This is a genomic window from Rhizobium sp. SRI_017 (genome assembly GCF_057586295.1).
The window spans coordinates 388,572-414,598 of the sequence record NZ_JBYCZP010000004.1; the positions used below are offsets into that span (position 1 = coordinate 388,572).

Here is a 26,027-nt window from a genome sequence, read left to right on the forward strand (position 1 = left end):
GAGATGATGTCGTGTGAGGATATCTGTCAGCGCTTGTAGCGCGGCGTGACGAAAGGCAGGTCGGTCACCGTGGCGGGCAGCAACTTGCCGCGGACCTCGGCAAAGACGCGCGTGCCGGAGGCGGCCTGACCGATGGAAACGTAACCCATGGCAACAGGCCCATCGACGGTGGGCCCGAAGCCGCCCGAGGTGACTTCGCCGATACGCGTCTGGCCGCCCTCATCGGAATAGAGCGGTGCATGCGAACGCACCGGCGCCTTGCCGTCCGGCCGCAGCCCGACCCGCCGCCGTGTCGCGCCGTGTTCGAGTTCATCGAGGATGCGGTCGGCACCGGGGAAGTCGCCGGCGCGCGCGCCGCCCCAGCGGCGCACTTTCTGCATCGCCCATTCGAGCCCCGCCTCCGCCGGCGTCGTCGTCGTGTCGATATCGTTTCCATAGAGGCAGAGGCCCGCTTCGAGGCGGAGACTGTCGCGGGCGCCGAGGCCGACCGGCTGGCAATGCGGATGATCGAGCAGCCGTCGCACGAGGAGGTCGGCGTTGTCCGATGGAATCGAGATTTCGAAACCGTCCTCGCCTGAATAGCCCGAACGCGTGATGATGCAGTCGACATCGTGGAGATCATCAACCTCGACATCCATGAACTTCATGGAGGCGACCTCGGGACAGAATTCCGCGAGTACCTGCTCGGCAAGCGGCCCCTGCAGTGCGATCAGCGCGCGATCCAGCAGGATCTCGAACGTGCAGCGGTCGGACAATCGTTCGGCCATGTGGCGGAAGTCGGCTTCCTTGCAGCCGGCGTTGACGACCATGTAGAAATGATCGCCACGATTGGCCACCATCAGGTCGTCGAGAATACCGCCATCGTCATTGGTGAAGAAGCCGTAGCGCTGGCGGCCGGGCTTGAGGCCGAGAATGTCGATCGGGATCAGGCTCTCGAGCGCGAGCGCAGCATCCTCCATCATGCCCGAGCGCGGACGGATCGCGACCTGGCCCATATGGGAGACGTCGAACAGACCGCAATCGGAGCGAGTCGCCAGATGCTCCTTCATCACGCCGAGCGGATATTGCACCGGCATGTCGTAACCGGCGAAGGGCACCATGCGTGCGCCGAGCGACAGATGCAGCGCGTGAAGCGGTGTTCTGAGAAGAGGTTGGTCGTCCACGAGAGGTCCTCCGGTTCGGCGCGAGAGCGCCCAGCTCAAGAACAGGGCCCAATCGGCGCCCGCAAATCTTAAGCCCCCTCTGTCCTGATGCCTGAGATTGTTATCCCTTCGGCAGATGCGCATCCTGGGGACCGCATCATTCTCCAGAGTCCGTAACCTCGCCGCTGGTCCTTTGGCCTGAGAGTTTCCGGGGCGGTTGCTCCTTCGGCACTGCTTCGAGAATGCAGATTCTCCCAGCGGCTGGCCATGTGATAGCTGTGCCTGAGGGGTCATGGCAAGAGGGGGATGACGCTTTTACCGCAAGAATTGTCGCGGACGCGTTAAAGGGTAGGGCGCTCAGCCCTCGGAGTTCGGCTCTTCTTCGGCCTTGTCGTCTTCGGCGAGGGGCCCCTCGAGCATCTGCAGATACTCCTGCTGGGCGCGTCTGAGCGTATTATCGGGCTGTCGTTCCGCGGTGAGGAAGAAAAGCGAAAGCGCCGGTGGCTGCACCACGTTGAGGATTGCCTTCCGCTCGAAGTCGCCGCTCTTCTCGACCTCGGCCGCGAGCGCCTGGACGGTCTTCTCCGACGGCGAAACGCCGCTGACGCGCGCGCTCGGCCTGAGCCCTTCTGCTGCGTAGGCTGCGGTAGTGGCGGAGACGGTGACGACCTGAACCATGAGACCTTCCATTCTCGATCACCAGCAATCTATCAGCGGGCTCTCCATGGAAGATTGAGGAAATTCATAGAAATTTAATGGTTCGGCAGAGACCGGCATTTCTCTGTCGGAAGCTCGTCCAGCTAGAAGGTATACAGGCTACTCATACCTGTAACGGAGCGGCACAGAGGTTGAAACATACGCCCGTATTATAATACAGCGCACGATGGTGAACTGAATGTATTGGTAAATCAGCTGAAATTATTTGAATTGGCCGGACTTGTACAGAATTTCCGCAAGAATTCGACATTATGAATTGACGAGTGCTAAATTGTGAGGGGTCTTGTTCACACTATATTAGCGATACCTGGATCAGTTTGGACGTGTCGAAAGTGCCGTCGTTCGGCTGGAGGTTGGAATGCGCATGGCTTCTGTGTTCGGTAGAGAATATCGTGACGAAATGGACGCGATCGGACGCTCTCAGGCTGTGATCAAGTTCACGCCCGACGGTATCATCCTCGACGCCAACGCGAATTTCTGCGCTGCGATCGGGTATTCGCTGGCCGAGATCAAGGGGAAACATCACGCGATGTTCGTCGATCCCACCTATGCGAAAAGCGCCGAATATGCGGAGTTCTGGTCGAGATTGAAAGCCGGCCATTTCGACCGTCGCCAATACAAGCGTTTTGCCAAGGGCGGCCGGGAGATCTGGATCGAGGCTTCCTACAACCCCTGCATCCGCGGCGGCAAAGTGGTCAAGGTCGTCAAGATCGCGACCGACATCACCGAAGCCAAGCTCAAGTCGATGGAGGATGACAGCAAGCTGAGCGCCATTTCGCGCTCGCAGGCCGTGATTGCGTTCAACCCCGACGGCACGATCCTGGAAGCCAACGAGAATTTTCTCAAGACGCTTGGCTATTCGATCGAGGAGATCCGCGGCCGGCATCATTCCATGTTCTGCGATCCTGCCTACGTGAAGACGGACGCATATCGCAATTTCTGGCCCTCGCTCGCCGCTGGAAAGTTCCACTCGGACGAATTCGTGCGTTTCGGCAAGGGCGGCAAGACCATCTGGATTCAGGCCGCCTACAACCCGATTCTCAACGACCGTGGGGAAGTCTATAAGGTGATCAAGTTCGCAACCGACGTCACCGCCCGCATGGCCTGCATCGGTGAACTGGGCGATGCGATCGGCAAGCTGGCCGACGGCCAACTGACCGCCAACCTCAGCCGGCCCTTCACGGCCAGCATGGAAGGCACCCGCACCGACTTCAACCGCGCCGTCGAGAAACTGGCACAGGTCGTTCGCGAAATCCACGCCAGTGCGGAGGGCATTTCCTCCAATGCTTCTCAGTTGCAGGAAAGCTCATCCGATTTTGCCCGCAAGCTGGAACGTCAAGCGGCATCGGTTGAGGAGACGGCAGCAGCACTGGAAGAAGTCAACACAACTGTGCAGGAATCTGCGCGAAGCGCTTCTGAAGCCGGCAAGCTCGTTGCGGCCACACGCACGGCCGCCGAGCGATCCGGCGTGGTGGTCAGCAACGCCGTCGAGGCCATGGGCCGTATCGAGCAGTCCTCGAACGAGATTTCCAACATCATCGGCGTAATCGACGAGATCGCCTTCCAGACCAATCTGCTGGCGCTCAATGCTGGCGTCGAGGCGGCGCGCGCCGGAGAGGCCGGCAAAGGTTTTGCCGTGGTGGCACAAGAGGTCCGCGAGCTGGCCCAGCGTTCGGCAAAGGCCGCCAAGGAGATCAAGGCGCTGATCCACACATCTTCAGAACAGGTCAAGGCTGGCGTGTCGCTGGTTCACGAAACCGGCGCAGCGCTCTCCGAGATTGTCGGCCAGGTGGGGGCGATCGATGGCAACGTGCGCGCCATCGGAGAATCCGCACGCGAGCAGGCCACTGGCCTTGCCGAGATCAACGCGGCTGTCAATGAAATGGACCAGGGCACGCAGCAAAATGCGGCGATCGTCGAGGAATCGAGCGCCGCCAGCCACGCGCTCGCCTCCGAACTCGCCTCGCTCCTGGAGCAACTCCGGCAGTTCGACGTCGGTGCCCCGGCTTCCCGAGCTCCCGCTCGAACCCGACAAGCGGCGGCACCGGCGCGTGCGGTTACCAATGTGGTGCGTGCCGATTTCGCAACGCATGCTCACGCCTATGACACGAAGCCGGGCTGGTCGGAGTTCTGACACGAAAGCCCGGCAGCCGAACGATCGGCACGAACCCCAAGCCCTTGTCTCCTTCTAGATGACGCGATAACCCTGCCACGCCTCGAGGCGTGGAGAGCCCGCCATGGACGACAACATTGTCAGAACCGAGCGTCTGCTGATGCGCCGCGCGGAGGTGCGCGACCTCGGTCCGATGCACATCGTACTCTCCAATCCGGAGGCGATGCGCTACTGGTCCACGCCGCCGCATGCATCGCTGCATCAGAGCCGCGAATGGCTGAAGGCGATGATGGCCTCGCCGGAGACGGAAAGTGATGATTTCGTCGTCGAATACCAAGGCCAGGTGATCGGCAAAGCCGGCTTCTGGCGCCTTCCCGAGATCGGCTATATCTTCCATCCCGACATGTGGGGCAGGGGCTTCGGCTTCGAGTGCCTGTCGACACTCATTGACCGCGCGTTCGGCCGGTTCGCTTTCGACGCGCTGCTCGCCGATGTCGACCCTCACAACACTGCTTCGCTCCGGCTGCTCGCCAAGCTCGGCTTCATTGAAACAGGTCGCGAACAGGCCACGATCCTGGTCGGCGACAACTGGTGTGACAGTGTCTACCTCCAACTGAAACGTGACGCCTGGCGCCGTCGATGACCGTCTAGCACCGCTCGCACGCTTGGTGCACGACGCGTCGATATTGTCCGGGCCCAATCTTGACGCGCGGCCGCTATTCCCCGATACCGACGACAGAGCGGACGTGGCGGAACTGGTAGACGCAAGGGACTTAAAATCCCTCGATCCTTGATCGTACGGGTTCGATTCCCGTCGTCCGCACCAGCATTGCTCGGCCCGTTCCAACCTCGCCCGCCTCCACCGATTTTGCAATGACGGCACGGTTCGTCGTAGACCATCCGGGTGTTCGATCTTGAAGGAGGCGGAGGATGGACAGATTCGCAGGCGGCTGCCGATGTGGCGATGTCCGGTTTGAGGCGTCGGGGCGACCCTATCGGGTCGGTATCTGCCATTGCCTCGATTGCCGCAAGCATCATGGCGCGCTGTTTCACGCCTCGGCGATTTTTCCTCAGGGTGCGGTGACGATTAGAGGCGAGACGGGCGACTATGCCGGACGGCATTTCTGCCGCCGCTGCGGGTCGCCGGTTTTCGCGCGGAGTGGAGATGAGGTCGAGGTCAATCTCGGGTCATTGGATTCGCCGGACCAGTTTGTGCCGACCTATGAGCTCTGGACCGTCCGGCGGGAGTCCTGGCTGCCGCCCTTTCCGGTCAAGCGGCGCTACGAGGGTGACCGCAATACCGGCGATCGGTTCGAAGACTAGCCTGCGCGGAGCGGTCAGCCCGGAAGGTCGGCCCTGGGACAGCCTCAACGAAATACTCGCGCATCGTATCGTCCTGAAATGGCTCGATTTCCGCCCAGTGACGGGTCAAGAAATGCGGGTTGGCGACGAGGAACAGTTCGACCTCCGAGAGCGCCTCGTCGAGCCGGCCCAACGGGGGCGTGGCCGGCCGCCAGAAAGCAATGCGAACTCGTTCGACAGGTTTCGTCCCGCGCAACGTCTAGACGGCGGCATCGCGGGCTCGCCCATAGCGGCCTAGCGATGCAGATTATCTGACATCCTGGGCTGCCAGTAACACTTGGGCGGATGTGCTGCCTCCTGACGGTGCTCCTGGTGGTGGAAAGACGAAGGGGCTGATCGACGCATCTTTCCTTTCGACGCGATCCTGTGCTTGACTCGCCTATGTTAGGCGTTCCAACTTCGGCGACTTGCCGCTTCACGGGGTCTCCCATGCCAAACGACGCCTCCCTCGTCACCGCCGCCATGCTGGCGATCGGCGACGAACTGCTCTCCGGACGCACCAAGGACAAGAATATCGGCCATCTCGCCGAGATGCTGACTCTGTCCGGCATCGACCTCAAGGAGGTCCGCATCGTTGCCGACGAAGAGGACGAGATCGTCGCCGCGCTCAACGCATTGCGGGAGCGCTACGATTATGTCTTCACGTCGGGCGGCATCGGCCCGACCCATGATGACATTACCGCCGATGCGATCGGCAAGGCCTTCGGCGTTCCCGTCACGCATGACGACAAGGCGATGAAGATGATGGCAGCGATGTATGCGAAGCGTGAAATGGAATTTAACGAAGCCCGCCAGCGCATGGCGCGCATGCCTGTCGGCTCGGTGCATATCGACAACCCGGTCTCGGTCGCGCCTGGCTTCAATATCGGCAACGTCTATGTGATGGCCGGCGTGCCGTCGATCTTCCAGGCGATGCTGGACAATGTGCTGCCGACGCTTCGGTCCGGCGCCAAGATGCTGTCGCGCACCGTCCATTGCCCCTTCGGCGAAGGCGAGATCGGTGCAGCACTGGGTGCCGTTCAGAAGGCGCATCCGGCAACAGTGATCGGCTCTTATCCGAAATTCGACGGCAAGACCTACTCAACCGAGCTCGTCGTCCGCGCGCGGTCTGAAGCCGCGCTGGATGCGGCTGCCGCTGCGGTGGCAGCCATGGTGGCGGAGACGGCGGAGCGTCGCAGCGGTGCAACTCGATCGGCCTGATCAACGTTGATTCACGTCAATGCGTGAATCGATGATAGTCATAGTGTTGCTTCATCGAACATGGAGGTAGCTATGCCCGTGAAGACCATCGCCATCATTCTCACCCAGGCTGAGACGACCCGGCCGGTCTTCGAGGCCGCCGAGGCGATCGCCGGCGAACATGGGGCGCATATCATAGCGCTCCACGGCGAGGTGATCGATCCGCCACCGGTGCTTTCGCCGCTTGATCTTCCCGATTCCTCCGTCATTGCCGGTCTCTACGATGCCGCGGCGGAAAAGAGCGCCCGTATCAAGGCCGCCTTTGACGAATGCGTCGCGCGATCGAGTGTCTCCTGCGAATGGCGGCCGTTCAAGGGGTCGTCGGGTGCGGCCAGCGCTGGATTGATCGACAGTGCCCGTGCAGCCGATCTCGTCATCGCCTCGCAGCCGCAGCAGGGCCATGTCAGCGAACACGATACGATCCTCTTCGAAGGCGGGCGACCGATCCTGTTCATTCCGTGGATCGACAAGCAGTTCAAGCAGTTCAAGCGGGTGCTGATCGCCTGGGACGGCTCGCGCGGCGTCGCCCGGGCGACTTTCGATTCTCTTGGCCTGCTCCATGCAGCATCCGAGATCGAACTCTTCACCGTCGATGCCCGCCACAGCGATGATCGCCCTGCCGACCTCGCGGGCGCAGAGATTGCCGCATCGCTCGCACGGCACGGACTCAAGGTCACCACCCGCGCCCAGGGGTCGGAGAAATTGCAGATCTCGGCGGTTCTCGAAAACCGTTGCAGCGATTTCGGTGCCGACCTGCTGATCATGGGCGCCTATGGCACCTCGCGCATCATGGAGCGCATCTTCGGCGGCGTGACCCATGTGCTGCTCGAGTCGATGACCGTGCCGGTGCTGATGTCGCGCTGACACGACACCTCCAAAGACTGCGCGAACGGGGTTGACTGACCCCCATCCCGATCGTTTTTGCGTGGATCACTCGCAAGACAGGCGCGAGAACTCTTTACGCGGCACCCCGCGATCTCCTATTGAGAGCGATCCCTATCGATCGAGAGCCGTGCCATGTCACTTCCCGAAAAAGCCTTTCCCGTTTCCTGGGACCAGTTCCACCGTGACGCGCGTGCGCTCGCCTGGCGGCTCGCTGGCCTCAACAGGAATTTCAAGGGCATGGTGTGCATCACGCGCGGCGGGCTCGTGCCCGCGGCGATCATTTCGCGAGAGCTCAATATCCGGGTGATCGAGACGGTCTGCGTCGCCTCCTATCACGATTACCTCAATCAGGGTGAAATGGCGGTCCTGAAGGGGATTTCGACAGATATGCTTGAAGGGGGAGGTGAGGGCCTCCTCGTGGTCGACGACCTTACCGATACCGGCAAGACCGCGCTGCAGGTTCGGGCGATGCTGCCCAAGGCGCATTTTGCCGCGGTCTATGCCAAGCCGCAGGGCGTGCCGACGATCGACACGTTCGTCACCGAGGTCTCGCAGGATACCTGGATCTACTTTCCTTGGGATATGGGATTCACCTACCAGGAACCGATCGCCAAGGAGCCTCGCGGCTGAACGGCATAGCCTTGACGGCAACTTTAAAGATTATCAGCGAGCGTGAATTCTTCTCATAGTAGCTATTTTTTGGGGGCTTTTCCAAAAAACGACGCTAAGCGAGCGCGATACGCGTGTATTTAATGCACCCTTAATATCTAGGATCAATTCTTCCCCGTGGATCGTTCTGATGCGGTCGCGAGTTGCATGGGGTACAGATGCTTTCCGGACTGGTTTCCAAGCTTTCACTGACCGCGAAGGTCGCTGCTGTCATCGTGACGGCCAATCTCAGCGGTCTTGCCATCACGGCCTGGCTTTCCTGGTCGGCGGATTTGAGCACTTCCCTCACTCGCGCAGAGAGCGAGTGGACGAAGGCAACGCAACAGTTCGGAGCGACCGCAGAGGGCGCAGTAAAATGGAAGAAGGCTTCCGTCATCCAGGAAGCCTATGCCATGTACCGCGAGAAGCCGGAACTGGGCCTGAACGCATTTCTCGCGGTCAATGCCAAGAATGAAGAGGCGGATAGTTGGTCTTTTGTGCCGGACGCGAAGAAGGACTTCGCCGGCCGCGCCCAGGCAATAATCGAGAAGGCGCCGGAAACCCCGGTCGTCGACAAATCCGTCTCCGGCGAGATGCTCGTGGTCTCCCCGCTCGGTCTCGACAAGGCCGGCAAGCGGATCGGCTATGTCGCGGCGAGCTGGTCCTCGACGCCCGTCGTCGAAGCTGCGCGCAACAACGCATTGCTCTTCGCGGGCAAGCAGGCAATGGTCATCGCGCTGGTGATTGCCGCCTTCTTGATCGCGATGCGTCATTTCGCCGGCAGACCCCTGGCGTTGCTCGCCGGGCGCATTTCGGCCATGCAGCAAGGAGACCTCGACAATGCCGTTCCCATGATCGATCGTGGCGATGCGGTGGGTGTGATCGCCCGTGCGCTCGATGGGTCGATTGCGTCGATCAAGGAAAAAGCGGCGCAGGAGCGGATCGCACTCGAACAGCGTGATCAGATCGAAGGTGAGCGAGCGCGGTTTGCCGAGCAGAGCCGCGAAGGCGCCGAAATTCAAGCTCAAGCGATGGCCGCGCTCGGCGCGGCGCTGGAGCGGCTGGCCGCCGGCGACTTCTCGGCCCGGCTCGACAGCATCGGCCCGGAATTCGACAAGCTGCGCAACGATTTCAACATCATGGTCGCAACCGTGGCCAACACGCTGTCCGGCATTTCGGAAACCGCCCACGAGCTGGATGGCAGCGCGCTGGACCTCGCAGGTTCCTCCGATCAGCTTGCCAAACGGACCGAGATCCAGGCGGCCTCGCTCGAGGAGACGGCTGCAGCACTTGAAGAAATCACCAGCACGGTCACGCTTGCCGCCGACAAGGCGGACCTGGCTTCGAAGCTCGTCCTCGCAACCAAGGAAAATGCCCATAGCTCCGCCGGCATTGCCCGTGAGGCGGTCGACGCCATGGACCGCATCCAGAATTCGTCCGCCAAGATTGGCACGATCATCGGCGTCATCGATGAGATCGCCTTCCAGACCAACCTTCTCGCCCTGAATGCTGGTGTCGAGGCTGCCCGAGCCGGCGAGGCTGGCAAAGGCTTTGCTGTCGTTGCCCAGGAAGTGCGTGAACTGGCTCAGCGCTCGGCGAGTGCGGCCAAGGAGATCAAACAGCTCGTATCCAATTCCGGCCAGGAAGTCGGTTCGGGCGTGTCGCTCGTCAATTCCATGGGCACATCGCTGCTCTCGATCGAGACGCAGGTCAACGAAATCCATAACAGCATTGTCGCCATCGTCTCGTCGGCCAAGGAGCAGTCGCTCGGGCTGAGCGAGGTCAACAATGCAATCCGCCAGATGGATCAGGCGACGCAGCAGAATGCGGCCATGGTGGAAGAGACCAATGCCGCCTGCCAGGAACTGCAGGGCCAGAGCAATCAGTTGAAGGCGGCGCTCGGTGGCTTCCGGTTCGGGGGAGCAGCGCCCGTAGCGGCCCTGCGGACAATGGCGGCACAAATGTCGTCACAGCCCGTGCGCAAACCGGTGGTAGAATCAAATTCTCGTCCCGCGGTCATGCGCGCTCCGGCACGTCCGATAGCGCAGCAGTCCGCCGCCGCAGCCCAGAACTGGGAAGAATTCTAAGGGATACGCGCCGGCCTATCCGGCGCGGCTATCGGCTCTTGGGGGAGCCAACAACAAGGAGCATGCCATGAGGAAATACCTGCTGGGCGGAATCGCCCTGATGTCGCTGTTTGCCGCTTCGCCGGTCTTCGCTGAGGACGCGCATGTGGCCCCAGTGACGGAATACATCAACTCCAACGTCAAGCCGTGGCTTTCGGACCCGGCGATTGTCGACGCCATCAAGGCACAGAACGCCGCCAATGCTGCACTCGATCAGGCGGGGATCGACGCGCTTGACCAGAAGTGGCGTGCCGAGGTCGAAGCCGAGAGCCACCCGATGATCGACGGCGTGCTGGCCAACCCAATCTCCACCTTCCTGAAGGCCAAGCAGGAAGCGTCCGGCGGCACGATCACCGAAGTCTTCGTGACCGACGCCAAGGGCCTCAATGTCGGTCAGTCGGATGTAACATCCGACTACTGGCAGGGCGACGAGGACAAGTTCACCAAGAGCTTCGGTGCTGGTCCCGGTGCACTCTTCGTCGATGCCGCCGAGAAGGATGAGTCGACCCAGATGCTGCAGAGCCAGGCCTCGATGACCATTGTTGATGAGGCGGGCAAGCCGATCGGCGCGATCACCATCGGCGTGAACCTCGACCAGCTCTGACCACCAGATCTGGTGGGCGCGGTCCCGACCGCGTCCACCCACAACTTTCTAGCCCCCAGATCTCGTCGGTCATTTCTGTGCCTGACAATGCGAGATGTAGCGATTGCATTGCGCAGGAATCGACGAGCAAGTCGATTCGGCCATACGAGTCACAAACAGCGCGCCAGATGAAGTCCGTGGCGCCGCATGTTAAAAAAATAAATAAATTCAGCGCGATTTTTTTGCTTTGCTGTGGAAGCCCGTTCGGCTGATCGGCCGGAACGCCAATCATTCCCGGACGTTGCGGTTTGTCCCGGTTTTCCACATGCTGTTGATACTAGATATGGTGTTAATAATTTCGTCATGAACCAGCCCTTGACGGAATCGGGTCGTCCGCGCTTAATGGACCTCGTTGCGGCGGCGACAGGATCGGATTGTAACGAGGCCCGGTCCAATTATCGAAAATTTGCGGGCGAATAGGGGTGTCAGCCAGAGGCGAAGCTTTGCCTTGGCGGCAATGTGATCCTGCGGAATTTTTTCCGGCGACAATGAAACTAGGACTGGCCTTAGCGGTTCGTTAATACTATATTTAGTGTTCGCGCTCAGCATTGGCCACAAGATACAGAGTGGGAGACGTGAGTCTTCCTCTCGATATCGAGGCAGCTGGCGCGGACTTACACCCGCGTTTCAGAACGGGAAATCATGCGCCTGAAACAGGCGCGACATCAGGCTAGGGGTTGACGAGATGCGCATCGAACGCAAGTTCACAGAAGCAGGAAAATCGGCGTACGACAGCGTAGCATTCCGGACCGCGATCAGCGAGATCCGCAATCCCGACGGCTCGGTTGTCTTCCGGCTGGCCGATATCCAGGTACCGGAGCAGTTCAGCCAGGTCGCGTCCGACGTGCTCGCCCAGAAGTATTTCCGCAAGGCCGGCGTGCCGAAGCACCTGAAGAAGGTTGAAGAGAACGACGTGCCGTCCTGGCTGTGGCGCTCCGAGGCCGACAAGGAGGCGCTCGCCAAGCTGCCGAAGGACGAGCAGTACGGCTCCGAAACCGACGCGCGCCAGGTCTTCGATCGCCTTGCGGGCACCTGGACCTATTGGGGCTGGAAGGGCGGCTATTTTTCGTCCGAGGAAGATGCGGCTGCGTTCCGCGACGAACTCGCCTTCATGCTCGCCACCCAGCGCGTCGCGCCGAATTCGCCGCAATGGTTCAACACCGGCCTGCATTGGGCTTACGGCATCGACGGCCCCGGCCAGGGCCATTTCTATGTCGACCCCTTCACCGGCAAGCTGGTGAAATCCAAGTCGGCCTATGAGCATCCGCAGCCGCATGCCTGCTTCATCCAGTCCGTCGAGGATGACCTCGTCAACGAGGGTGGCATCATGGACCTCTGGGTGCGCGAGGCGCGCCTGTTCAAATACGGCTCCGGCACCGGCTCCAATTTCTCGCATCTGCGCGGCGAAGGCGAAAAGCTCTCCGGCGGTGGCCGTTCGTCCGGCCTGATGAGCTTTCTCAAGATCGGTGACCGTGCGGCCGGCGCCATCAAGTCCGGCGGCACGACCCGTCGCGCGGCCAAGATGGTCGTGGTCGATATCGACCATCCGGATATCGAGAACTACATCAACTGGAAGGTCAAGGAAGAGCAGAAGGTGGCGGCACTTGTCACCGGCTCAAAGGTCGTCGCCAAGCATCTCAAGGCGATCATGAAGGCCTGCGTCAATTGCGAAGGCTCTGACGACGATTGCTTTGATCCGAAGCTGAACCCGGCGCTGAAGCGTGAGATCAAGGCCGCGAAGGCCGCGCTCGTGCCGGAGAACTATGTGAGCCGCGTCATCCAGTTCGCCCGCCAGGGCTATACTGACATGGAGTTCCAGACCTATGACACCGACTGGGATAGCGAAGCCTATCTCACGGTGTCCGGCCAGAATTCCAACAACTCAGTCTCGATCAAGGACGATTTCCTCCGCGCCGTCGAACGCGACGACGTCTGGAACCTGACCGCCCGCAAGGATGGCAAGGTCGTCAAGACGCTGAAGGCCCGCGACCTCTGGGAGTCGATCTCCTACGCGGCCTGGGCGTCGGCCGATCCGGGCCTGCATTTCAACACGACGATGAACGACTGGCACACCAGCCCGGCGGCCGGCCCGATCCGCGCTTCCAATCCGTGCTCGGAATATATGTTCCTCGACGACACCGCCTGCAATCTCGCCTCGCTGAACCTCATGCAGTTCAAGGATCCGGCGACGGCGCGCATCAATATCGGCCAGTATGAACACGCCGTCCGTCTCTGGACGATCGTGCTCGAAATCTCCGTAATGATGGCGCAGTTCCCGTCCAAGCGGATTGCCGAACTCTCCTATGAATACCGCACGCTCGGCCTCGGCTATGCCAATATCGGCGGCCTGCTGATGTCCACGGGCATTCCCTATGACTCCGACGCGGGCCGTGCCATTGCCGGCGCGCTGACGGCGATCATGACCGGTGTCTGCTATGCGACCTCTGCCGAAATGGCGGGCGAGCTCGGCACGTTCCCGATGTATCAGCCGAACCGCGACAACATGCTGCGCGTCATCCGCAACCATCGCCGCGCGGCACTCGGCACCAAGTCTGGCTACGAAGCGCTGTCGGTGACCCCGGTCGCGCTGATCCACGACCATTGCCCGGATCAGGACCTGATCACGCATGCCGTCGCGGCCTGGGATCTGGCGCTCGAACTCGGCGAAAAGCACGGCTACCGTAACGCCCAGGTCTCGGTCATTGCCCCCACCGGCACGATCGGCCTCGTCATGGATTGCGATACGACCGGCATCGAGCCCGATTTCGCCCTGGTGAAGTTCAAGAAGCTTGCCGGCGGCGGCTATTTCAAGATCATCAATGGCGCGGTGCCGGAATCGCTGCGCACGCTCGGCTATTCCGAAAGCCAGATCTCCGAGATCGAGGCCTATGCCGTCGGTCATGGCAATCTCAACCAGGCACCGTCCATCAACCCCGGCTCGCTGAAGGCCAAGGGTCTGCCGGATGACAAGATCGAAGCGGTCAATGCCGCGCTCAAGTCGGCCTTCGACATCAAGTTCGTCTTCAACCAGTGGACGCTCGGTGCCGAATTCCTCGGCTCGCTCGGTGTCACCACCGAGCAGATGAACGCGATCGATTTCAACCTGCTCGACCATCTCGGCTTCACCCGCAAGGAGATCGAGGCTGCCAACATCCATGTCTGCGGTGCGATGACGCTCGAAGGCGCGCCGTTCCTGAAGAAGGAACACCTGCCGGTCTTCGATTGCGCCAATCCCTGCGGCAAGATCGGCAAGCGCTATCTCTCGGTCGAGAGCCATATCCGCATGATGGCGGCGGCCCAGCCCTTCATCTCGGGCGCGATCTCCAAGACGATCAACATGGCCAACGACGCCACCGTCGAGGATTGCAAGAACGCCTACATGCTCTCCTGGAAGCTCGGCCTCAAGGCCAACGCGCTCTATCGCGACGGCTCCAAGCTCTCCCAGCCGCTCAATGCCTCGCTGATCGAGGATGAAGCCGATGAAGATGCGATGGAGGATCTGATCGCTGCCCCGGCCGCGGCTCAGGCCGTGACGGTGACCGAGAAAATCGTCGAGCGGATCATCGAACGCGTCAGCCGCGAGCGTGAAAAGCTGCCGAACCGTCGCCAAGGCTATACCCAGAAGGCCGTCGTCGGCGGCCACAAGGTCTATCTCCGCACCGGTGAGTTCGGCGACGGCCGCATCGGCGAGATCTTCATCGACATGCACAAGGAGGGCGCTGCCTTCCGCGCGATGATGAACAACTTCGCCATCGCCATCTCGCTCGGCCTGCAATATGGCGTGCCGCTCGAGGAATTCGTCGAAGCCTTCACCTTCACCAAGTTCGAGCCTGCGGGTATCGTTCAGGGCAATGACGCGATCAAGAACGCCACCTCGATCCTCGACTACGTGTTCCGCGAACTCGCCGTCTCCTATCTCAGCCGCCACGACCTTGCTCATGTCGACACGTCCGACTTCGGCAACACCGCGCTCGGCAAGGGTATCCAGGAAGGCAAGACCAACCCGTTCTCCTCGGGCTGGACGCGCGGCCACAAGCCGACGCTGGTCTCCAATCACGGCCCGGCGCATGACGCCAAGGGCGCAGCCGGTGAGGGCGCCCGCGCTTCCTCCTTCGGCGGCTCGGTCGTCTCCTTCGGCGCTGCTGCCCGCAAGCTCGACCTCGAACCCATAACCTCCGAAGCCACGGCCTTCCGCCGCGACTACGAGGTGCGCCAGGCCGAACTCGCCGAGGAAATCGAAATCGACGAAGGCGTCGTCGACACCGAACTCTTCTCGGACAAGGCGGCAGCGGATGCGGCATCAGCCAAAGCGGATGCCAAGACGCTTGCAGCCGACCGCAGGGCCCAGGCGCTGGCACAGGGCTATACGGGGAACATGTGCTCGGAGTGCCAGAACTTTACGATGGTGCGGAATGGGACTTGTGAGAAGTGCAACACGTGTGGTGCTACGAGCGGGTGCTCGTAAAAGTTGTAGAAAACTGATTGAAAAAAGTGGCTGCTTCGGCTCTAACGCAAGCTCCTAACAAGAATAGCAAATAGCGATGGGGCGCGGTCGACCTGAAGTCGACTGCGCTTCCTCTTCTGGGCTAAACCCCTCACCAAGTTCGTCCAGCCAATCGCCTTCGGCTGTTGGGGACGAACTATCCTCTCCCGCAAGGGGAGAGGTAGGGTGCCACGATTGCCGCCTCACTTGAGGCGCGGCGGCGCGGCTGGGTTTACCTCTCCCCCTGCGGGAGAGGATACGCAGGCCGGGTGAGCGTAGCGAAGCCTTGGCCGAAGTTGGTGAGGGGTTCATGCTGCTGCAAACTTCGGTTGCAGCGGCGCTGATTTCGCGCAAATTTCCCCGCATGCAACACCACCGAACCCCGTCCGATACGCATCGCACATTCGCCCGAGCCATGCGCAATGACTCAACCAAGGCTGAGAATATGCTCTGGCAGCAGCTTCGCAATCGGCAGATGGAAGGTCACAAGTTTCGCCGACAGGTGCCTGTGGATGGCTACATTCTTGATTTCGTCTGCGTGGAGGCGCGGCTGGTCATTGAGGTGGATGGCAGCCAGCATGCCGAAAGCCGGCGTGATGAGGAGAGGGACGCATATTTTCGAGCTCAAGGTCTCCAGGTGATCCGGTTCTGGAACGAGGAGATCGAGAAAGGGCTGGACTTTGTATGCCGGAGCATTCTCGTGGCGCTTAAAGATCGAGGTGAGTGAGGAGAGTGAACCCCTCACCAACTTCGGCCAAGGGTTCACTATCGTTCACCCGGCCTTCGTATCCTCTCCCGCAAGGGGAGAGGCCAAGCGGCGACCGCCTATTCCTCGTCCGCCCCAAACAGCGCCTTCAGCGGATCCTTCTTCTTCCCCGAATCCCTCTTCCCGCCATCCTTGCTCTTCTTGGCCGAGTCCTTCACCGCCTTTAGGCCGTGCTTGAGAATTTCCTTGCCGCCCTTGGGCATTTTGCCCTTCTTCATCGCCTGGCCGAGGATGCCGGTGGCGACGCCGAGCATCAATTCGTCCATCACTTCCTTGTTGGCGCTTTGCTCGCTCTGCTCCTCCGGCTTGATGATCTTCTTCTTTTTCGTCTCGGCAGGCGCCTGGACGGCGGTGACGATCGTCATCGTGGCGGCGAGCGCGGCGATAAGCAGCTTGTTCTTCATGCGTAACTCCCTGGTTTGGCATGGAGGAGTGGTGTGGCGGGACGGCCGTCGGACCACGGCCGCTGAAAAGTTCTCTTCCTCCGTTGGGAGTTACGGCCGGAAGTGCGAAAAAATTCTTACACAGCTGATACGTGTGTGTCGGAGGATGAAAAAGACGAAAAGACGACCGGTAAAATTATTCTTAAAGAGCCGTGCAAATTCGGAATGCCTAACATGCGGTCTTATGCATTTTTTTCGAGCAGACGAATGCCTATCTGATGGTCATCAAACAAACGGACAGACATTCAGGAGAGACCCATGAACATCCGCAAGAAGATCAGAACCTACGTTGAAAACCGCCGCGCCGTGCAGGAACTGCAGTCGCTTTCCGACCACGCACTCAGCGACATCGGCCTGTCCCGCGGCCAGATCCGTTCGGCAGTCCTCGGCCGCTGAACCAAGCATTCCGCGCCGGGTGACTATCACCCGGCTGACACAGCCGGCCGCGCAACCCGCGGCCGGCTGTCTTCGTTTCGGCCCTCGCCATGTGAGCAACGGCAAAAAGAAGTCAGTGGTTACAATGCGCTGGCAACTCCTTCTCGTTTCCCGGGAACCCATCCGCTGATTCATGTCTTCCCCTGCCAGGAACCTGGCGCCACCACGTTTGCCTGGCGCTGCGTTCCGACATCCGGAGGAGACAACGCATGAGAACGCGAGGGAGCACACCCAGCGATGAGAACAGGCGTCCGATATCTCGCGCTGGCGGCGCTTAGCCTTGCCGGTGCATGCACCATCCCGGCCGATACGTCGACGGTGGTCAAGGAAGACAAGACTGTCACAGCCTCCCGCTCCGTCATGGTTGGCCTGAGCGAAGCCGATGTGCGCATGTGCGCCGGCTTTCCCACCATGGGCACGATGATCGGCGCGACGGAAAAGATCTGGACCTATCAGCGGATCTATCCGCGCGGCACGATTTCCGTCGGCGCGTCGACACTGGCTCTTGGCCCCACGCCCGGCCTTACCGGGTCGACGGGCATGGGGACGCCCGGCTTCTGCTACACCCAGATCCGCTTCGTCGACGGCCATGTGACAGAGATCGAATTTGCCGGCGACAACAATACTGCGACGTCAGTCAACGGTCTCTGTGTCAGCACGGTCGACCGCTGCGTCGTCTATGCCAGGCAGCGCCACAAGGAGCAGCCAACGGTCGTCGAAACGAAGCCCGCGGCGACGGCAATCGAAACCCAGTCCAGGCCGAAGTGATGCGGTGCGCCCGCGCGACGGATGCGCTAGGATAATGGACGTCGCCATTCCGGGAGGGATCATGCTCCGCGTCGCACTCATCGCCACAGTACTCCTGCTGCCCGCGCCGGCCTTCGCCGCCGATGAAAATTGTGGCTACAGTCCCAACGATTGGTGCACGTCGGAAAAGGATGGTGCCTGTGGACGCCACATGACGGTTGAAGCCTGCCGCACCGATCCGGCCTGCAAGGGCATGGAATATCGCGGCGAATCCGTCGTCGCCTGCAATTGGGATGAGAACGGCTACGCCGACAATTGCCCGACCGTCGGCTGCCTCGACCGCAAATAGCCGACCCGTCTTCCGCTTGTCACGTTTCGCACAATAGAAGGAGCTCTATTGCAGGGGCGGGACGACTCTGGACGACTGATGTCGGGGGGCTACATGGATCGGGTGCGGCATTACTTTTCATCGCGGATATTGCCGCTCTCGGGATCGATCATCCTTCTCCTGCTTTTTGGTTGTCTGATCCTTCTCGGCAATGGGCTCTACGCATTCCTCATTGCGCCGTTCTTCATCCTGGCCTTCCTGGCCGCCGTCGGCATTCATGACGTGTTGCAGACCAAGCGCGCGATCCTGAGGAACTATCCGATCTCGGGCCACGCCCGCTACATCATGGAAGAGCTCCGGCCAAAGATCCGGCAGTATTTTTTCGAGGGCGAAAAGGACGGTCGGCCATTCCCGCGCGACAAGCGCTCGCTCGCTTATCAGCGCGCCAAGGGCCAGCTCGACAAGCGTCCTTTCGGCACCGAATACGATGTCTATGAGCCGAAATACGAATGGATCTCGCATTCCTTCGCGCCGACCCATCTCGAGACCCATGATTTCCGCGTTCGCATCGGCGGGCCGGATTGCAAGCAGCCCTATGACGCCTCGGTGCTCAACATCTCGGCGATGAGCTTCGGCTCGCTCTCGGCCAATGCCATCCGCTCACTCAACAAGGGCGCGAAGATGGGCGGCTTTGCCCATGACACGGGCGAGGGCGGCATATCCCCCTATCACCGCGAGAATGGCGGCGACATCACCTGGGAGATCGGCTCGGGCTATTTCGGCTGTCGCACGCCCGACGGCATGTTCTCGCCGGAGCGCTTCGCCGCAAGCGCTGCCTCCGATCAGGTCAAGATGATCGAGATCAAGATCAGCCAGGGCGCCAAGCCCGGCCATGGCGGGGTGTTGCCGGCCGCCAAGATCACCGAGGAAATCTCGGCGATCCGCGGCATACCCATGGGCAAGGATTGCGTCTCGCCGTCAGCGCATCCGGCCTTCTCGACCCCGCTCGAACTGATGGCCTTCATCCGCCAGCTGCGCGAACTCTCGGGTGGGAAGCCCGTCGGCTTCAAGCTCTGCATCGGCCATGCTCACGAATTCCTGGCCATCGTCAAGGCCATGCTGGAGACCGGAACGACACCGGATTTCATCGTCGTCGACGGCAAGGAAGGCGGCACCGGCGCGGCGCCCTCCGAATTCATCGACCATATCGGCGTGCCACTCCGCGAAGGCCTGACCTTCGTGCATTACGCGCTGATCGGCGCCAATCTCCGCGACCGCATCAAGATCGGCGCGTCCGGCATGATCATCTCGGCCTTCGACATCGCCCGGGTCATGGCGCTCGGTGCCGACTGGTGCAACATGGCGCGCGGTTTCATGTTCGCTGTCGGCTGTATCCAGAGTCAGTCCTGCCACACGGATAAGTGTCCCGTCGGCGTCGCCACCCAGGATCTCGACCGCCAGCGGGCGCTCGTCGTCCCCGACAAGGCGACGCGCGTGGCGCAGTTCCATGGCAAGACGCTGGAAGCGCTGGCCGAAGTCGTCGCCGGTGCGGGGCTCCGCCATCCCTCCGAATTCGAGACCTATCATTTCCATAAGCGCGTCAGCCATTCGCAGGTGACGACCTTCACCAATCTCTACCCGCCACTCGATGCGGGCGAGCTTCTCTCGGGTACCGATGACCATCGCTACAAGATCCCGTGGCAGATCGCCCGCGCCGACAGTTTCCAGGCAGCGCCGCTCCACGGCTGAGCGTGCCTCGCGGGCGGGTGAATGTTTCCCGCCCACCAGCCGTTGAGCAGAGGATTATCGCGATCCGGATGCCGCAGCCCTTTTCTTCGCGTCGCGGATGGTGAAAAGTCCTCCCGCCGCCCGAGAAAGGAATCGTCATGCTCCGGCTTGCCATCGCCACCCTTGCCATACTCTTCGCCGTCACCCCGCTTCGTGCTGAAGAGACCAAGCAGGTGCCGGAAACCACCGCTGAAATGCAGCTCTCCTTCTCGCCGCTGGTCAAGAAGACGGCGCCTGCCGTGGTCAACGTCTATGCCGACAAGCGGGTGACGCCGTTCTATTCGCGAGATCCCTTCTTCGAGGAATTCTTCGGCCAGCAAATGCCGAATCGCAGCCAGAAGCAGAGTTCGCTCGGCTCCGGCGTGATCGTCAACTCGGATGGTCTTGTTATTACCAACAACCACGTCATCGCCAATGCGGACGATATTCGCGTGGCGCTCTCCGATGGCCGGGAATTCGCAGCCAAGATCGTGCTCAAGGACGATAGGCTCGACCTCGCAGTACTGCGCATCCAGGCGCCGGGCGGCGGCTTCTCATTCCTGCCGGTCGGCGATTCCGATGCGGTCGAGGTCGGTGACCTCGCGCTCGCGATCGGCAATCCCTTCGGCGTTGGTCAGACCGTGACCTCGGGCATCGTCTCGGGTCTGGCGCGCAACAAGATCGGGGAGGGTGACTTTTCCTTCTTCATCCAGACGGATGCCTCGATCAATCCCGGCAATTCGGGCGGCGCGCTGATCAACATGGCGGGCGAACTGATCGGTATCAACACGGCGATCGTCTCGTCGGGCGGCGGCTCCAACGGCATCGGCTTTGCCATTCCTGCCAACCTGGTCAAGGTCTTCATTGCCGCCGCCCAAGGCGGTGAGCAGGGTTTCGCGCGGCCCTATGTCGGAGCGAGCTTCGAGCCGGTGACCAATGACATGGCCGAGGCACTGGGCCTCAAGATAGCCCGCGGCGCCCTGGTGACCAAGGTCATCGCCGAAAGCCCGGCCGACAAGGCCGGCCTGAAACCCGGCGACGTCGTTGTGGCGATCAACGGACGCAGCGTCGAACATCCCGACGCGCTCGGCTATCGCCTGACGACCGCGGGCCTCGGCACAACCGTCAAGCTCACCGTCTCGGAAAACGGCACCGAACGCGAGTTGGCTCTCAAGCTCGAACGCGCACCGGAATCGAAGCCCAAGGACGAACGGCTCATCGATGGCCGCAACCCATTTGCCGGACTGCTCGTCGCCAATCTCTCGCCCCGGGTGGCCGAGGCCCTGCAGATGGCTACCGACGTGCAGGGCGTCGTGGTCGAGGATGTCGCACGTGGTTCGCCGGCCGCCCGCCTCGGCTTTGCGCCGCGCGACATCATCGTCAATGTCAATGGCGTCGACATCGACGCCACCGAACGGCTGCAGTCCGTCATCGACAACCAGCCGGATTTCTGGCGCGTTGAGATCGAGCGCGACGGCCAGCGGATACGGCAATTCTTCCGATGACCGATCTGTTCTCCAGTGCCGGGCTGCCGGATGAACGCCGGCCGCTCGCCGACCGGCTTCGGCCGCAGACGATTGCGGAGGTCACGGGCCAGGAGCATCTGACCGGCCCTGACGGCGCGCTGACCCGAATGATCGAGTCGGGATCCCTCGGCTCTATGATCTTCTGGGGGCCGCCCGGTACCGGCAAAACGACGATGGCGCGGCTGCTCTCCAATGCGACCGATCTACATTTCGACCAGATCTCCGCAGTCTTCTCCGGAGTCGCCGACCTAAAGAAGGTCTTCGAGACAGCCCGCATGCGCCGGTCCCAGGGGCGGCAGACGCTGCTCTTCGTCGACGAGATTCATCGCTTCAACCGTTCGCAGCAGGATAGTTTCCTCCCCGTGATGGAAGACGGCACGATCGTGCTGGTCGGCGCGACGACGGAAAACCCGTCCTTCGAACTCAATGCCGCGCTTCTCTCTCGTGCCCGCGTGCTCGTCTTCAAATCCCATGATGAGGCTAGCCTCGAGGAGTTGCTCAAGCGTGCCGAGGCGCTGCTTGGCAAGCCCTTGCCGCTTGATGAGACGGCGCGCGCGACCCTTGTCGGCATGGCCGATGGCGACGGTCGTGCGGTGCTGACGCTGGCCGAGGAAGTCTGGCGCGCCGCCCGCGACAGCGAAGTGTTCGACACCGAGGGCCTGATCCGTGTCGTCCAGCGCCGCGCACCGATCTATGACAAGGGGCAGGACGGCCATTACAACCTGATCTCGGCGCTGCACAAGTCCGTCCGTGGTTCCGACCCCGACGCAGCGCTTTATTATCTCGCGCGAATGCTGGATGCGGGAGAGAACCCGCTCTTCCTCGGCCGGAGGCTTGTCCGGATGGCGGTCGAGGATATCGGCATGGCCGATCCGCAGGCGCTTGTCGTCGCCAATGCGGCCAAGGATGCCTACGACTTTCTCGGTTCGCCCGAAGGGGAACTGGCTTTCGCCCAGGTCGTTGTCTATCTCGCGACGGCGCCGAAATCCAACGCCGTCTACAATGCCTTCAAAGCCGCGACGCAAGCTGCCAAACAATATGGTTCTCTGCTGCCGCCGAAGCAGATCTTGAACGCGCCGACAAAGCTGATGTCGAGTGAAGGCTATGGTGACGGCTATCGCTACGACCATGATGAGCCGGACGCCTTCTCAGGGCAGGACTATTTCCCGGAAAAGATGGGCCGCAAGAAATTCTACGATCCGCCGGAGCGTGGCTTCGAGCGCGAGATCAACAAAAGGCTCGACTACTGGGCCAAGCTTCGCCGCGAACGCAACGGCGACTGACCCCATCATAACCAAGCATTTGAAGTAAGGGACTGGACATGGAATTGAAGATCATTTCGCAAGTGGCGAGCCATGGCGGCATGCAGGGCGTCTATTCGCATCGCTCGGAAGTCTGCGATTGCGACATGACTTTCGCCGTCTTCGTGCCACCGCAGGCGACGACGTCGCTCTGCCCGGTTGTCTGGTATCTCTCGGGGCTGACCTGCACCCACGCCAATGTGATGGAGAAGGGCGAATACCGTCGGCTGGCCGCCGAACTCGGTCTCATCGTTGTCTGCCCCGACACATCTCCGCGCGGCGATGATGTGGCCGACGAGGCAACCAATTGGCAGATGGGGAAGGGCGCCGGCTTTTACCTCGACGCCACCCAGGCGCCCTGGGCAAAAAATTATCAGATGTATAGCTATGTCACGAAGGAACTGCCGGAGCTCGTGGCCAGGAATTTCCGCACCGACATGAGCCGTCAGGGTATCTTCGGCCATTCCATGGGTGGCCACGGCGCGCTCACCATCGCGCTCAAGCACCCCGACCGCTTCCGTAGTGCCTCAGCCTTCGCGCCGATCGTCGAACCCTCAACGGCCGACTGGTCGATCGGGGCATTCGAGAAATATCTCGGTCCGGATCGCAACGACTGGCGCAAATACGATGCCGTGGCGCTGGTTGAGGATGGAATGACTTTCCCCGAATTCCTGATCGACCAGGGCCTTGCCGACAACTTTCTGCAGACCGGCCTGCGCCCATGGCTGCTCGAGGAGGCTGTGGAGGACAAGGATATCCGCATCACCATGCGCAACCACGAGCGCTACGACCATTCCTACTATTTCATCTCGACCTTCATGGAAGACCACCTGCGTTGGCATGCCGAGCGGCTGAAGTAGGAGCCTCGCTCAGCACTTCTGTTCGAGCGTTTCGACGCAGGGCTCGTCATCGGCCGGGGCTTCGTCGGTTGCCTTTGGCTTGATCACGACCTTGGCCTTGGCGCCGGCTTCCACGGTGGCGTCGGCAGGCTTCTTTTCGACGGCGGCGGGCTTCTCGACCTTCACGGCCGGTTCGACCTTTGCGGGCTCTTCGACGGGCTCGATCGTCGTCTTCGAGTTCAGCATGGGGTCCTGATCGGCCCCGACGACGGGGGCGGTCTTGAGCGGAATGACGATCGGCTTGACCGTCTTTTCGCGACGGTCATTGCGTGTCTTCAAGCGCGTCGAGAGCGCTGGATCATGGCGGAGAACCTTGCGGATGGCGGGCATCGAGAGGGCATATTCATAGCGCAGGCGGCTTGCGATCGCGTCGGCGATGGCGGCGTCACTGACGCGCCCACCTTCCGATGAGGCCAGGATCAGGTAGCTGCGAACCAGGACCGGCTGACTGGAGTCGACATCCGTAAGCGTGACGGAGATTTCGGCCTGCCCATGTCCGGCGCGGTCACGGCTGACCGAGGCTACATGGATGTTCATCACCGCACGGACCTTGGGGATCGGCGATGTGGTCGCTTGAATGGAAAGCTCCATTTGCCGCTCAATGGCGGAGATCACGCCGCCGGGGACTCCGCCATTGGCGGTGACGCCCACGGCGCGGACATCGAACATCCGTGCCGTGTCGACCGTCTGGCGTGGTCTGGTTCCGCAGGCTGCAACGATGGCCGAAAGCAAGGCCAGAAGAGCGACACGCAGGATGAGGCGGTACATGGGCGAATCCCCTGAGAAATGGTTACTCAAGGGTTGCCGATTATGGTTAGCGAAGCGTTAAATCGGCTTCAAAGAAGCGCGGATTCCTCGACGGCAGCCGTAATATTTTGATCGGCAGGCTCGCTTTCTGCAAGCGTCGAGAATTCGTGACTGATCTCATTCAGCCTTAGCTTGCCGCGACCGCCGATGACCTCGGCGCCGAACTCGTATCCATTGAGATAGTCTTGGTCGTCGATCAGTCCGCGCCCGACGAGATCTTCGATGATTGCGGCAATGTCTATCGTATCCGCCGTGAGCTCGTCGGTGGCACGAAGTGCGATGTACCGCCAGGTGGTGGAACTGTCGCCGCTCGAATCGCCGAAATCATCGGCAACCCAAATCTGGGCGCGGAAATCGCCATTCTCGTAGATGCCCACCTTTTCACCTGCGGGTCTCAGCCCGCCGTCATGGGTCCAGATCATCAGCTCCGTGGTGATGTGCTTGTTGCCGGCCAGCGCCTTGTCGGAAAGCCAGATATCGAAGGCGACGTTGAAATCGTCGGTATTGCCGGAGATGTCGTAATCCACGGTCACATCCAGCTGGCCGAGCTGGTCGAGCCGGGTGACGAGCGTGTCCGAGCCCTCGCGGCCCCAGGGCTTGTAGCCGACGATGATCTCGGGATAAGCGACGACATGGCCGACATCGGGCCAATTCCACTTGAACAGCACATTGCTGGTGATGTCATCGGTGTCGAAGGCGATCGACTGGGTATAGTCCGGACCGTTTTCCAGTTTACCCTGGTTACAGGGATTGTTGACCAGGGTGAAGTCGCCATCCGTGTAGGACGCCCAGTCCTTCGTCAACACCTTGCGCACCATAGCCGGCCCTCCCTGATCGTGCTGGTTCGTCCCGTCTATCCCCCGGGTCTTACGACAGCGTTAAACAAGTCGCTCGAAGCCTTCATGTCCTGCCAGCGGTGTGTGCGGCGTGCTTCGGCCTCGGCATCCGAACCCCACTGTTCGATGTTCCAGTCCTCGTCGGCGTGGGCGGCGGTCCAGGCGTCCTCGGCTGTGATCCGGCCCTCGGCCAATGCTAGTGCCAGAAGCGCCGAACCGGTCAGGCTCGTGACCGTGTGCAGCGCAGCGACCGCGAGCGGATCGCGATATTTGTCGAGAGCCCTGGCATAGGCCTCAATGGCAGAAGCGGGTTGTTCCCGATGGATGATGCCTTCGGCGAGGGTGAAGCGTGCGCCGAACGCGTCCGCAACCCAGTAGAGTACGGGGTCCCATTTGCCGGCCTGCGCCTCGACGAGCGACTGCGGCGCTTCGGCCCGATAGCAAAGCAGGTCGGTGCCGGCATATTTCACGATATCGTCGAGCACCGCTTCGAGCTCGTTCGCGACGCCATCAAGCGCCGAGTTCACCAGGCGCGTGATCGGCATCTTGCCGGGATTGATGACGTCGACCTGGTCACGCCATTCGGATGCGACCAGTTCGGCCGCAGCACGGGTCGGCAGCGACAGCGTCTTCTTGGCGGGCGTCTTCACGGGGCGCCCGTCGAGTTCGATCGTGAAGCGGCCGGCGTCCCGGCCGATGCCAACCTCCTTGTAGAAGCGCTTCGGCAACGGGTTCTTCATCTGGATCTGGGCGCGGCGCACAGGATCTGGATCGGAGAGGTGTTCTTGAATGTCGTTCAAAAAATCGCGCATGG

The 26,027-nt window shown here is 61.3% G+C and carries 23 protein-coding genes, 1 tRNA gene, 1 pseudogene and 1 riboswitch; of the genes and pseudogenes, 18 read left to right on the top strand and 7 right to left on the bottom strand.

Translation table 11 applies throughout. The features are described 5' to 3' along the window. Window positions 1-26: 26 nt before the first annotated feature. The gene (gene gcvT / locus AC2YI2_RS12215) at window positions 27-1,163 is read right to left on the bottom strand and encodes a glycine cleavage system aminomethyltransferase GcvT (protein WP_487386740.1); all 1,137 of its coding nucleotides are present in this window, start codon (window positions 1,161-1,163) and stop codon (window positions 27-29) included. A 155-nt stretch (window positions 1,164-1,318) separates the two neighbouring features. Beyond that, a riboswitch (glycine riboswitch) is annotated at window positions 1,319-1,409 on the bottom strand. Window positions 1,410-1,499: 90 nt separating this feature from the next. Beyond that, window positions 1,500-1,832, bottom strand: a complete 333-nt coding sequence (locus AC2YI2_RS12220) for a hypothetical protein (protein ID WP_487386741.1) — start codon at window positions 1,830-1,832, stop codon at window positions 1,500-1,502. A 385-nt stretch (window positions 1,833-2,217) separates the two neighbouring features. Between AC2YI2_RS12220 and AC2YI2_RS12225 the strand changes: the two genes are divergently transcribed. The 4 genes from AC2YI2_RS12225 to AC2YI2_RS12240 all read left to right on the top strand — a co-directional run bounded on the left by AC2YI2_RS12225 (window position 2,218) and on the right by AC2YI2_RS12240 (window position 5,295). Further along, window positions 2,218-3,993 (top strand): methyl-accepting chemotaxis protein, encoded by a 1,776-nt coding sequence (locus AC2YI2_RS12225; RefSeq protein ID WP_487386742.1) that lies wholly within the window; start codon window positions 2,218-2,220, stop codon window positions 3,991-3,993. A 103-nt stretch (window positions 3,994-4,096) separates the two neighbouring features. Continuing rightward, entirely contained in the window at window positions 4,097-4,615 is a 519-nt protein-coding gene (locus tag AC2YI2_RS12230; RefSeq protein WP_487386743.1) for a GNAT family N-acetyltransferase, read from the top strand. Between the two features lie 97 nt (window positions 4,616-4,712). Then, window positions 4,713-4,798: transfer RNA gene (locus tag AC2YI2_RS12235), tRNA-Leu, on the top strand. 104 nt (window positions 4,799-4,902) lie between these two features. Further along, window positions 4,903-5,295, top strand: a complete 393-nt coding sequence (locus AC2YI2_RS12240) for a GFA family protein (RefSeq protein WP_487386744.1) — start codon at window positions 4,903-4,905, stop codon at window positions 5,293-5,295. 43 nt (window positions 5,296-5,338) lie between these two features. Here AC2YI2_RS12240 and AC2YI2_RS12245 read toward each other — a convergent pair. Further along, window positions 5,339-5,525: pseudogene (locus AC2YI2_RS12245) on the bottom strand (adenylate cyclase); the annotation flags it as partial. Between the two features lie 238 nt (window positions 5,526-5,763). Here AC2YI2_RS12245 and AC2YI2_RS12250 point away from each other — a divergent pair. The 7 genes from AC2YI2_RS12250 (at window position 5,764) to AC2YI2_RS12280 (ending at window position 16,085) form a co-directional block, all read left to right on the top strand. Beyond that, window positions 5,764-6,534: a competence/damage-inducible protein A gene (locus tag AC2YI2_RS12250; protein ID WP_487386745.1), complete on the top strand. Its 771-nt coding sequence runs from the start codon at window positions 5,764-5,766 to the stop codon at window positions 6,532-6,534. Window positions 6,535-6,606: 72 nt separating this feature from the next. Further along, on the top strand, window positions 6,607-7,437 hold the full coding sequence (locus tag AC2YI2_RS12255) for a universal stress protein (RefSeq protein ID WP_487386746.1): 831 nt from the start codon (window positions 6,607-6,609) through the stop codon (window positions 7,435-7,437). 153 nt (window positions 7,438-7,590) lie between these two features. Next, on the top strand, window positions 7,591-8,088 hold the full coding sequence (gpt, locus tag AC2YI2_RS12260; protein WP_487386747.1) for a xanthine phosphoribosyltransferase: 498 nt from the start codon (window positions 7,591-7,593) through the stop codon (window positions 8,086-8,088). A 197-nt stretch (window positions 8,089-8,285) separates the two neighbouring features. Next, window positions 8,286-10,193 (top strand): methyl-accepting chemotaxis protein, encoded by a 1,908-nt coding sequence (locus AC2YI2_RS12265; RefSeq protein ID WP_487386748.1) that lies wholly within the window; start codon window positions 8,286-8,288, stop codon window positions 10,191-10,193. A 100-nt stretch (window positions 10,194-10,293) separates the two neighbouring features. Continuing rightward, entirely contained in the window at window positions 10,294-10,836 is a 543-nt protein-coding gene (locus tag AC2YI2_RS12270) for a hypothetical protein (RefSeq protein ID WP_487386856.1), read from the top strand. Between the two features lie 724 nt (window positions 10,837-11,560). Beyond that, complete coding sequence (locus tag AC2YI2_RS12275) at window positions 11,561-15,340, top strand: vitamin B12-dependent ribonucleotide reductase (RefSeq protein ID WP_487386749.1); 3,780 nt, start codon at window positions 11,561-11,563, stop codon at window positions 15,338-15,340. A gap of 328 nt (window positions 15,341-15,668) precedes the next feature. Further along, window positions 15,669-16,085 carry an endonuclease domain-containing protein gene (locus AC2YI2_RS12280; RefSeq protein WP_487386750.1) on the top strand — a complete coding sequence of 139 codons (417 nt, stop codon included), beginning with the start codon at window positions 15,669-15,671 and terminating at the stop codon, window positions 16,083-16,085. Window positions 16,086-16,183: 98 nt separating this feature from the next. On the opposite strand, the gene AC2YI2_RS12285 is transcribed toward AC2YI2_RS12280, so the two are convergent. Next, on the bottom strand, window positions 16,184-16,528 hold the full coding sequence (locus AC2YI2_RS12285) for a hypothetical protein (RefSeq protein ID WP_487386751.1): 345 nt from the start codon (window positions 16,526-16,528) through the stop codon (window positions 16,184-16,186). Between the two features lie 297 nt (window positions 16,529-16,825). Between AC2YI2_RS12285 and AC2YI2_RS12290 the strand changes: the two genes are divergently transcribed. From AC2YI2_RS12290 to fghA, 7 genes are all read left to right on the top strand, one after another. After that, complete coding sequence (locus AC2YI2_RS12290) at window positions 16,826-16,963, top strand: DUF1127 domain-containing protein (protein WP_487386752.1); 138 nt, start codon at window positions 16,826-16,828, stop codon at window positions 16,961-16,963. A gap of 276 nt (window positions 16,964-17,239) precedes the next feature. Next, entirely contained in the window at window positions 17,240-17,770 is a 531-nt protein-coding gene (locus AC2YI2_RS12295) for a hypothetical protein (RefSeq protein WP_487386753.1), read from the top strand. Between the two features lie 61 nt (window positions 17,771-17,831). Continuing rightward, a complete protein-coding gene (locus AC2YI2_RS12300; protein ID WP_487386754.1) occupies window positions 17,832-18,098 on the top strand; it encodes a hypothetical protein in 267 nt (88 codons plus the stop codon). A gap of 78 nt (window positions 18,099-18,176) precedes the next feature. Beyond that, window positions 18,177-19,826 (top strand): FMN-binding glutamate synthase family protein, encoded by a 1,650-nt coding sequence (locus tag AC2YI2_RS12305; protein ID WP_487386755.1) that lies wholly within the window; start codon window positions 18,177-18,179, stop codon window positions 19,824-19,826. A gap of 131 nt (window positions 19,827-19,957) precedes the next feature. Then, on the top strand, window positions 19,958-21,349 hold the full coding sequence (locus AC2YI2_RS12310; protein WP_487386857.1) for a DegQ family serine endoprotease: 1,392 nt from the start codon (window positions 19,958-19,960) through the stop codon (window positions 21,347-21,349). Continuing rightward, on the top strand, window positions 21,346-22,653 hold the full coding sequence (locus tag AC2YI2_RS12315; protein ID WP_487386756.1) for a replication-associated recombination protein A: 1,308 nt from the start codon (window positions 21,346-21,348) through the stop codon (window positions 22,651-22,653). The genes AC2YI2_RS12310 and AC2YI2_RS12315 overlap by 4 nt, the downstream gene beginning before the upstream one ends. Window positions 22,654-22,697: 44 nt before the next feature. Next, on the top strand, window positions 22,698-23,531 hold the full coding sequence (gene fghA / locus AC2YI2_RS12320) for an S-formylglutathione hydrolase (RefSeq protein ID WP_487386858.1): 834 nt from the start codon (window positions 22,698-22,700) through the stop codon (window positions 23,529-23,531). Between the two features lie 9 nt (window positions 23,532-23,540). On the opposite strand, the gene AC2YI2_RS12325 is transcribed toward fghA, so the two are convergent. From AC2YI2_RS12325 to AC2YI2_RS12335, 3 genes are all read right to left on the bottom strand, one after another. Further along, window positions 23,541-24,338, bottom strand: coding sequence for a hypothetical protein (locus tag AC2YI2_RS12325; protein ID WP_487386757.1), 798 nt, complete (start codon window positions 24,336-24,338; stop codon window positions 23,541-23,543). A gap of 68 nt (window positions 24,339-24,406) precedes the next feature. Continuing rightward, the gene (locus AC2YI2_RS12330) at window positions 24,407-25,195 is read right to left on the bottom strand and encodes a GH12 family glycosyl hydrolase domain-containing protein (RefSeq protein WP_487386758.1); all 789 of its coding nucleotides are present in this window, start codon (window positions 25,193-25,195) and stop codon (window positions 24,407-24,409) included. A 35-nt stretch (window positions 25,196-25,230) separates the two neighbouring features. Next, entirely contained in the window at window positions 25,231-26,025 is a 795-nt protein-coding gene (locus tag AC2YI2_RS12335) for an ATP12 family chaperone protein (protein ID WP_487386759.1), read from the bottom strand. Window positions 26,026-26,027: the final 2 nt, after the last annotated feature.

Coding starts and splice junctions, on each gene's coding strand:
- AC2YI2_RS12225 (WP_487386742.1), top strand. CDS start 2,218: ATGCGCATGGCTTCTGTGTTCGGTAGAGAATATCGTGACGAAATGGAC.
- AC2YI2_RS12330 (WP_487386758.1), bottom strand. CDS start 25,195: ATGGTGCGCAAGGTGTTGACGAAGGACTGGGCGTCCTACACGGATGGC.
- AC2YI2_RS12315 (WP_487386756.1), top strand. CDS start 21,346: ATGACCGATCTGTTCTCCAGTGCCGGGCTGCCGGATGAACGCCGGCCG.
- AC2YI2_RS12275 (WP_487386749.1), top strand. CDS start 11,561: ATGCGCATCGAACGCAAGTTCACAGAAGCAGGAAAATCGGCGTACGAC.
- AC2YI2_RS12335 (WP_487386759.1), bottom strand. CDS start 26,025: ATGCGCGATTTTTTGAACGACATTCAAGAACACCTCTCCGATCCAGAT.
- AC2YI2_RS12270 (WP_487386856.1), top strand. CDS start 10,294: ATGTCGCTGTTTGCCGCTTCGCCGGTCTTCGCTGAGGACGCGCATGTG.
- AC2YI2_RS12265 (WP_487386748.1), top strand. CDS start 8,286: ATGCTTTCCGGACTGGTTTCCAAGCTTTCACTGACCGCGAAGGTCGCT.
- AC2YI2_RS12325 (WP_487386757.1), bottom strand. CDS start 24,338: ATGTACCGCCTCATCCTGCGTGTCGCTCTTCTGGCCTTGCTTTCGGCC.
- AC2YI2_RS12305 (WP_487386755.1), top strand. CDS start 18,177: ATGTCGGGGGGCTACATGGATCGGGTGCGGCATTACTTTTCATCGCGG.
- AC2YI2_RS12230 (WP_487386743.1), top strand. CDS start 4,097: ATGGACGACAACATTGTCAGAACCGAGCGTCTGCTGATGCGCCGCGCG.
- AC2YI2_RS12295 (WP_487386753.1), top strand. CDS start 17,240: ATGAGAACAGGCGTCCGATATCTCGCGCTGGCGGCGCTTAGCCTTGCC.
- AC2YI2_RS12280 (WP_487386750.1), top strand. CDS start 15,669: ATGCTGCTGCAAACTTCGGTTGCAGCGGCGCTGATTTCGCGCAAATTT.
- gpt (WP_487386747.1), top strand. CDS start 7,591: ATGTCACTTCCCGAAAAAGCCTTTCCCGTTTCCTGGGACCAGTTCCAC.
- AC2YI2_RS12250 (WP_487386745.1), top strand. CDS start 5,764: ATGCCAAACGACGCCTCCCTCGTCACCGCCGCCATGCTGGCGATCGGC.
- AC2YI2_RS12220 (WP_487386741.1), bottom strand. CDS start 1,832: ATGGAAGGTCTCATGGTTCAGGTCGTCACCGTCTCCGCCACTACCGCA.
- AC2YI2_RS12240 (WP_487386744.1), top strand. CDS start 4,903: ATGGACAGATTCGCAGGCGGCTGCCGATGTGGCGATGTCCGGTTTGAG.
- AC2YI2_RS12285 (WP_487386751.1), bottom strand. CDS start 16,528: ATGAAGAACAAGCTGCTTATCGCCGCGCTCGCCGCCACGATGACGATC.
- AC2YI2_RS12255 (WP_487386746.1), top strand. CDS start 6,607: ATGCCCGTGAAGACCATCGCCATCATTCTCACCCAGGCTGAGACGACC.
- AC2YI2_RS12290 (WP_487386752.1), top strand. CDS start 16,826: ATGAACATCCGCAAGAAGATCAGAACCTACGTTGAAAACCGCCGCGCC.
- AC2YI2_RS12300 (WP_487386754.1), top strand. CDS start 17,832: ATGCTCCGCGTCGCACTCATCGCCACAGTACTCCTGCTGCCCGCGCCG.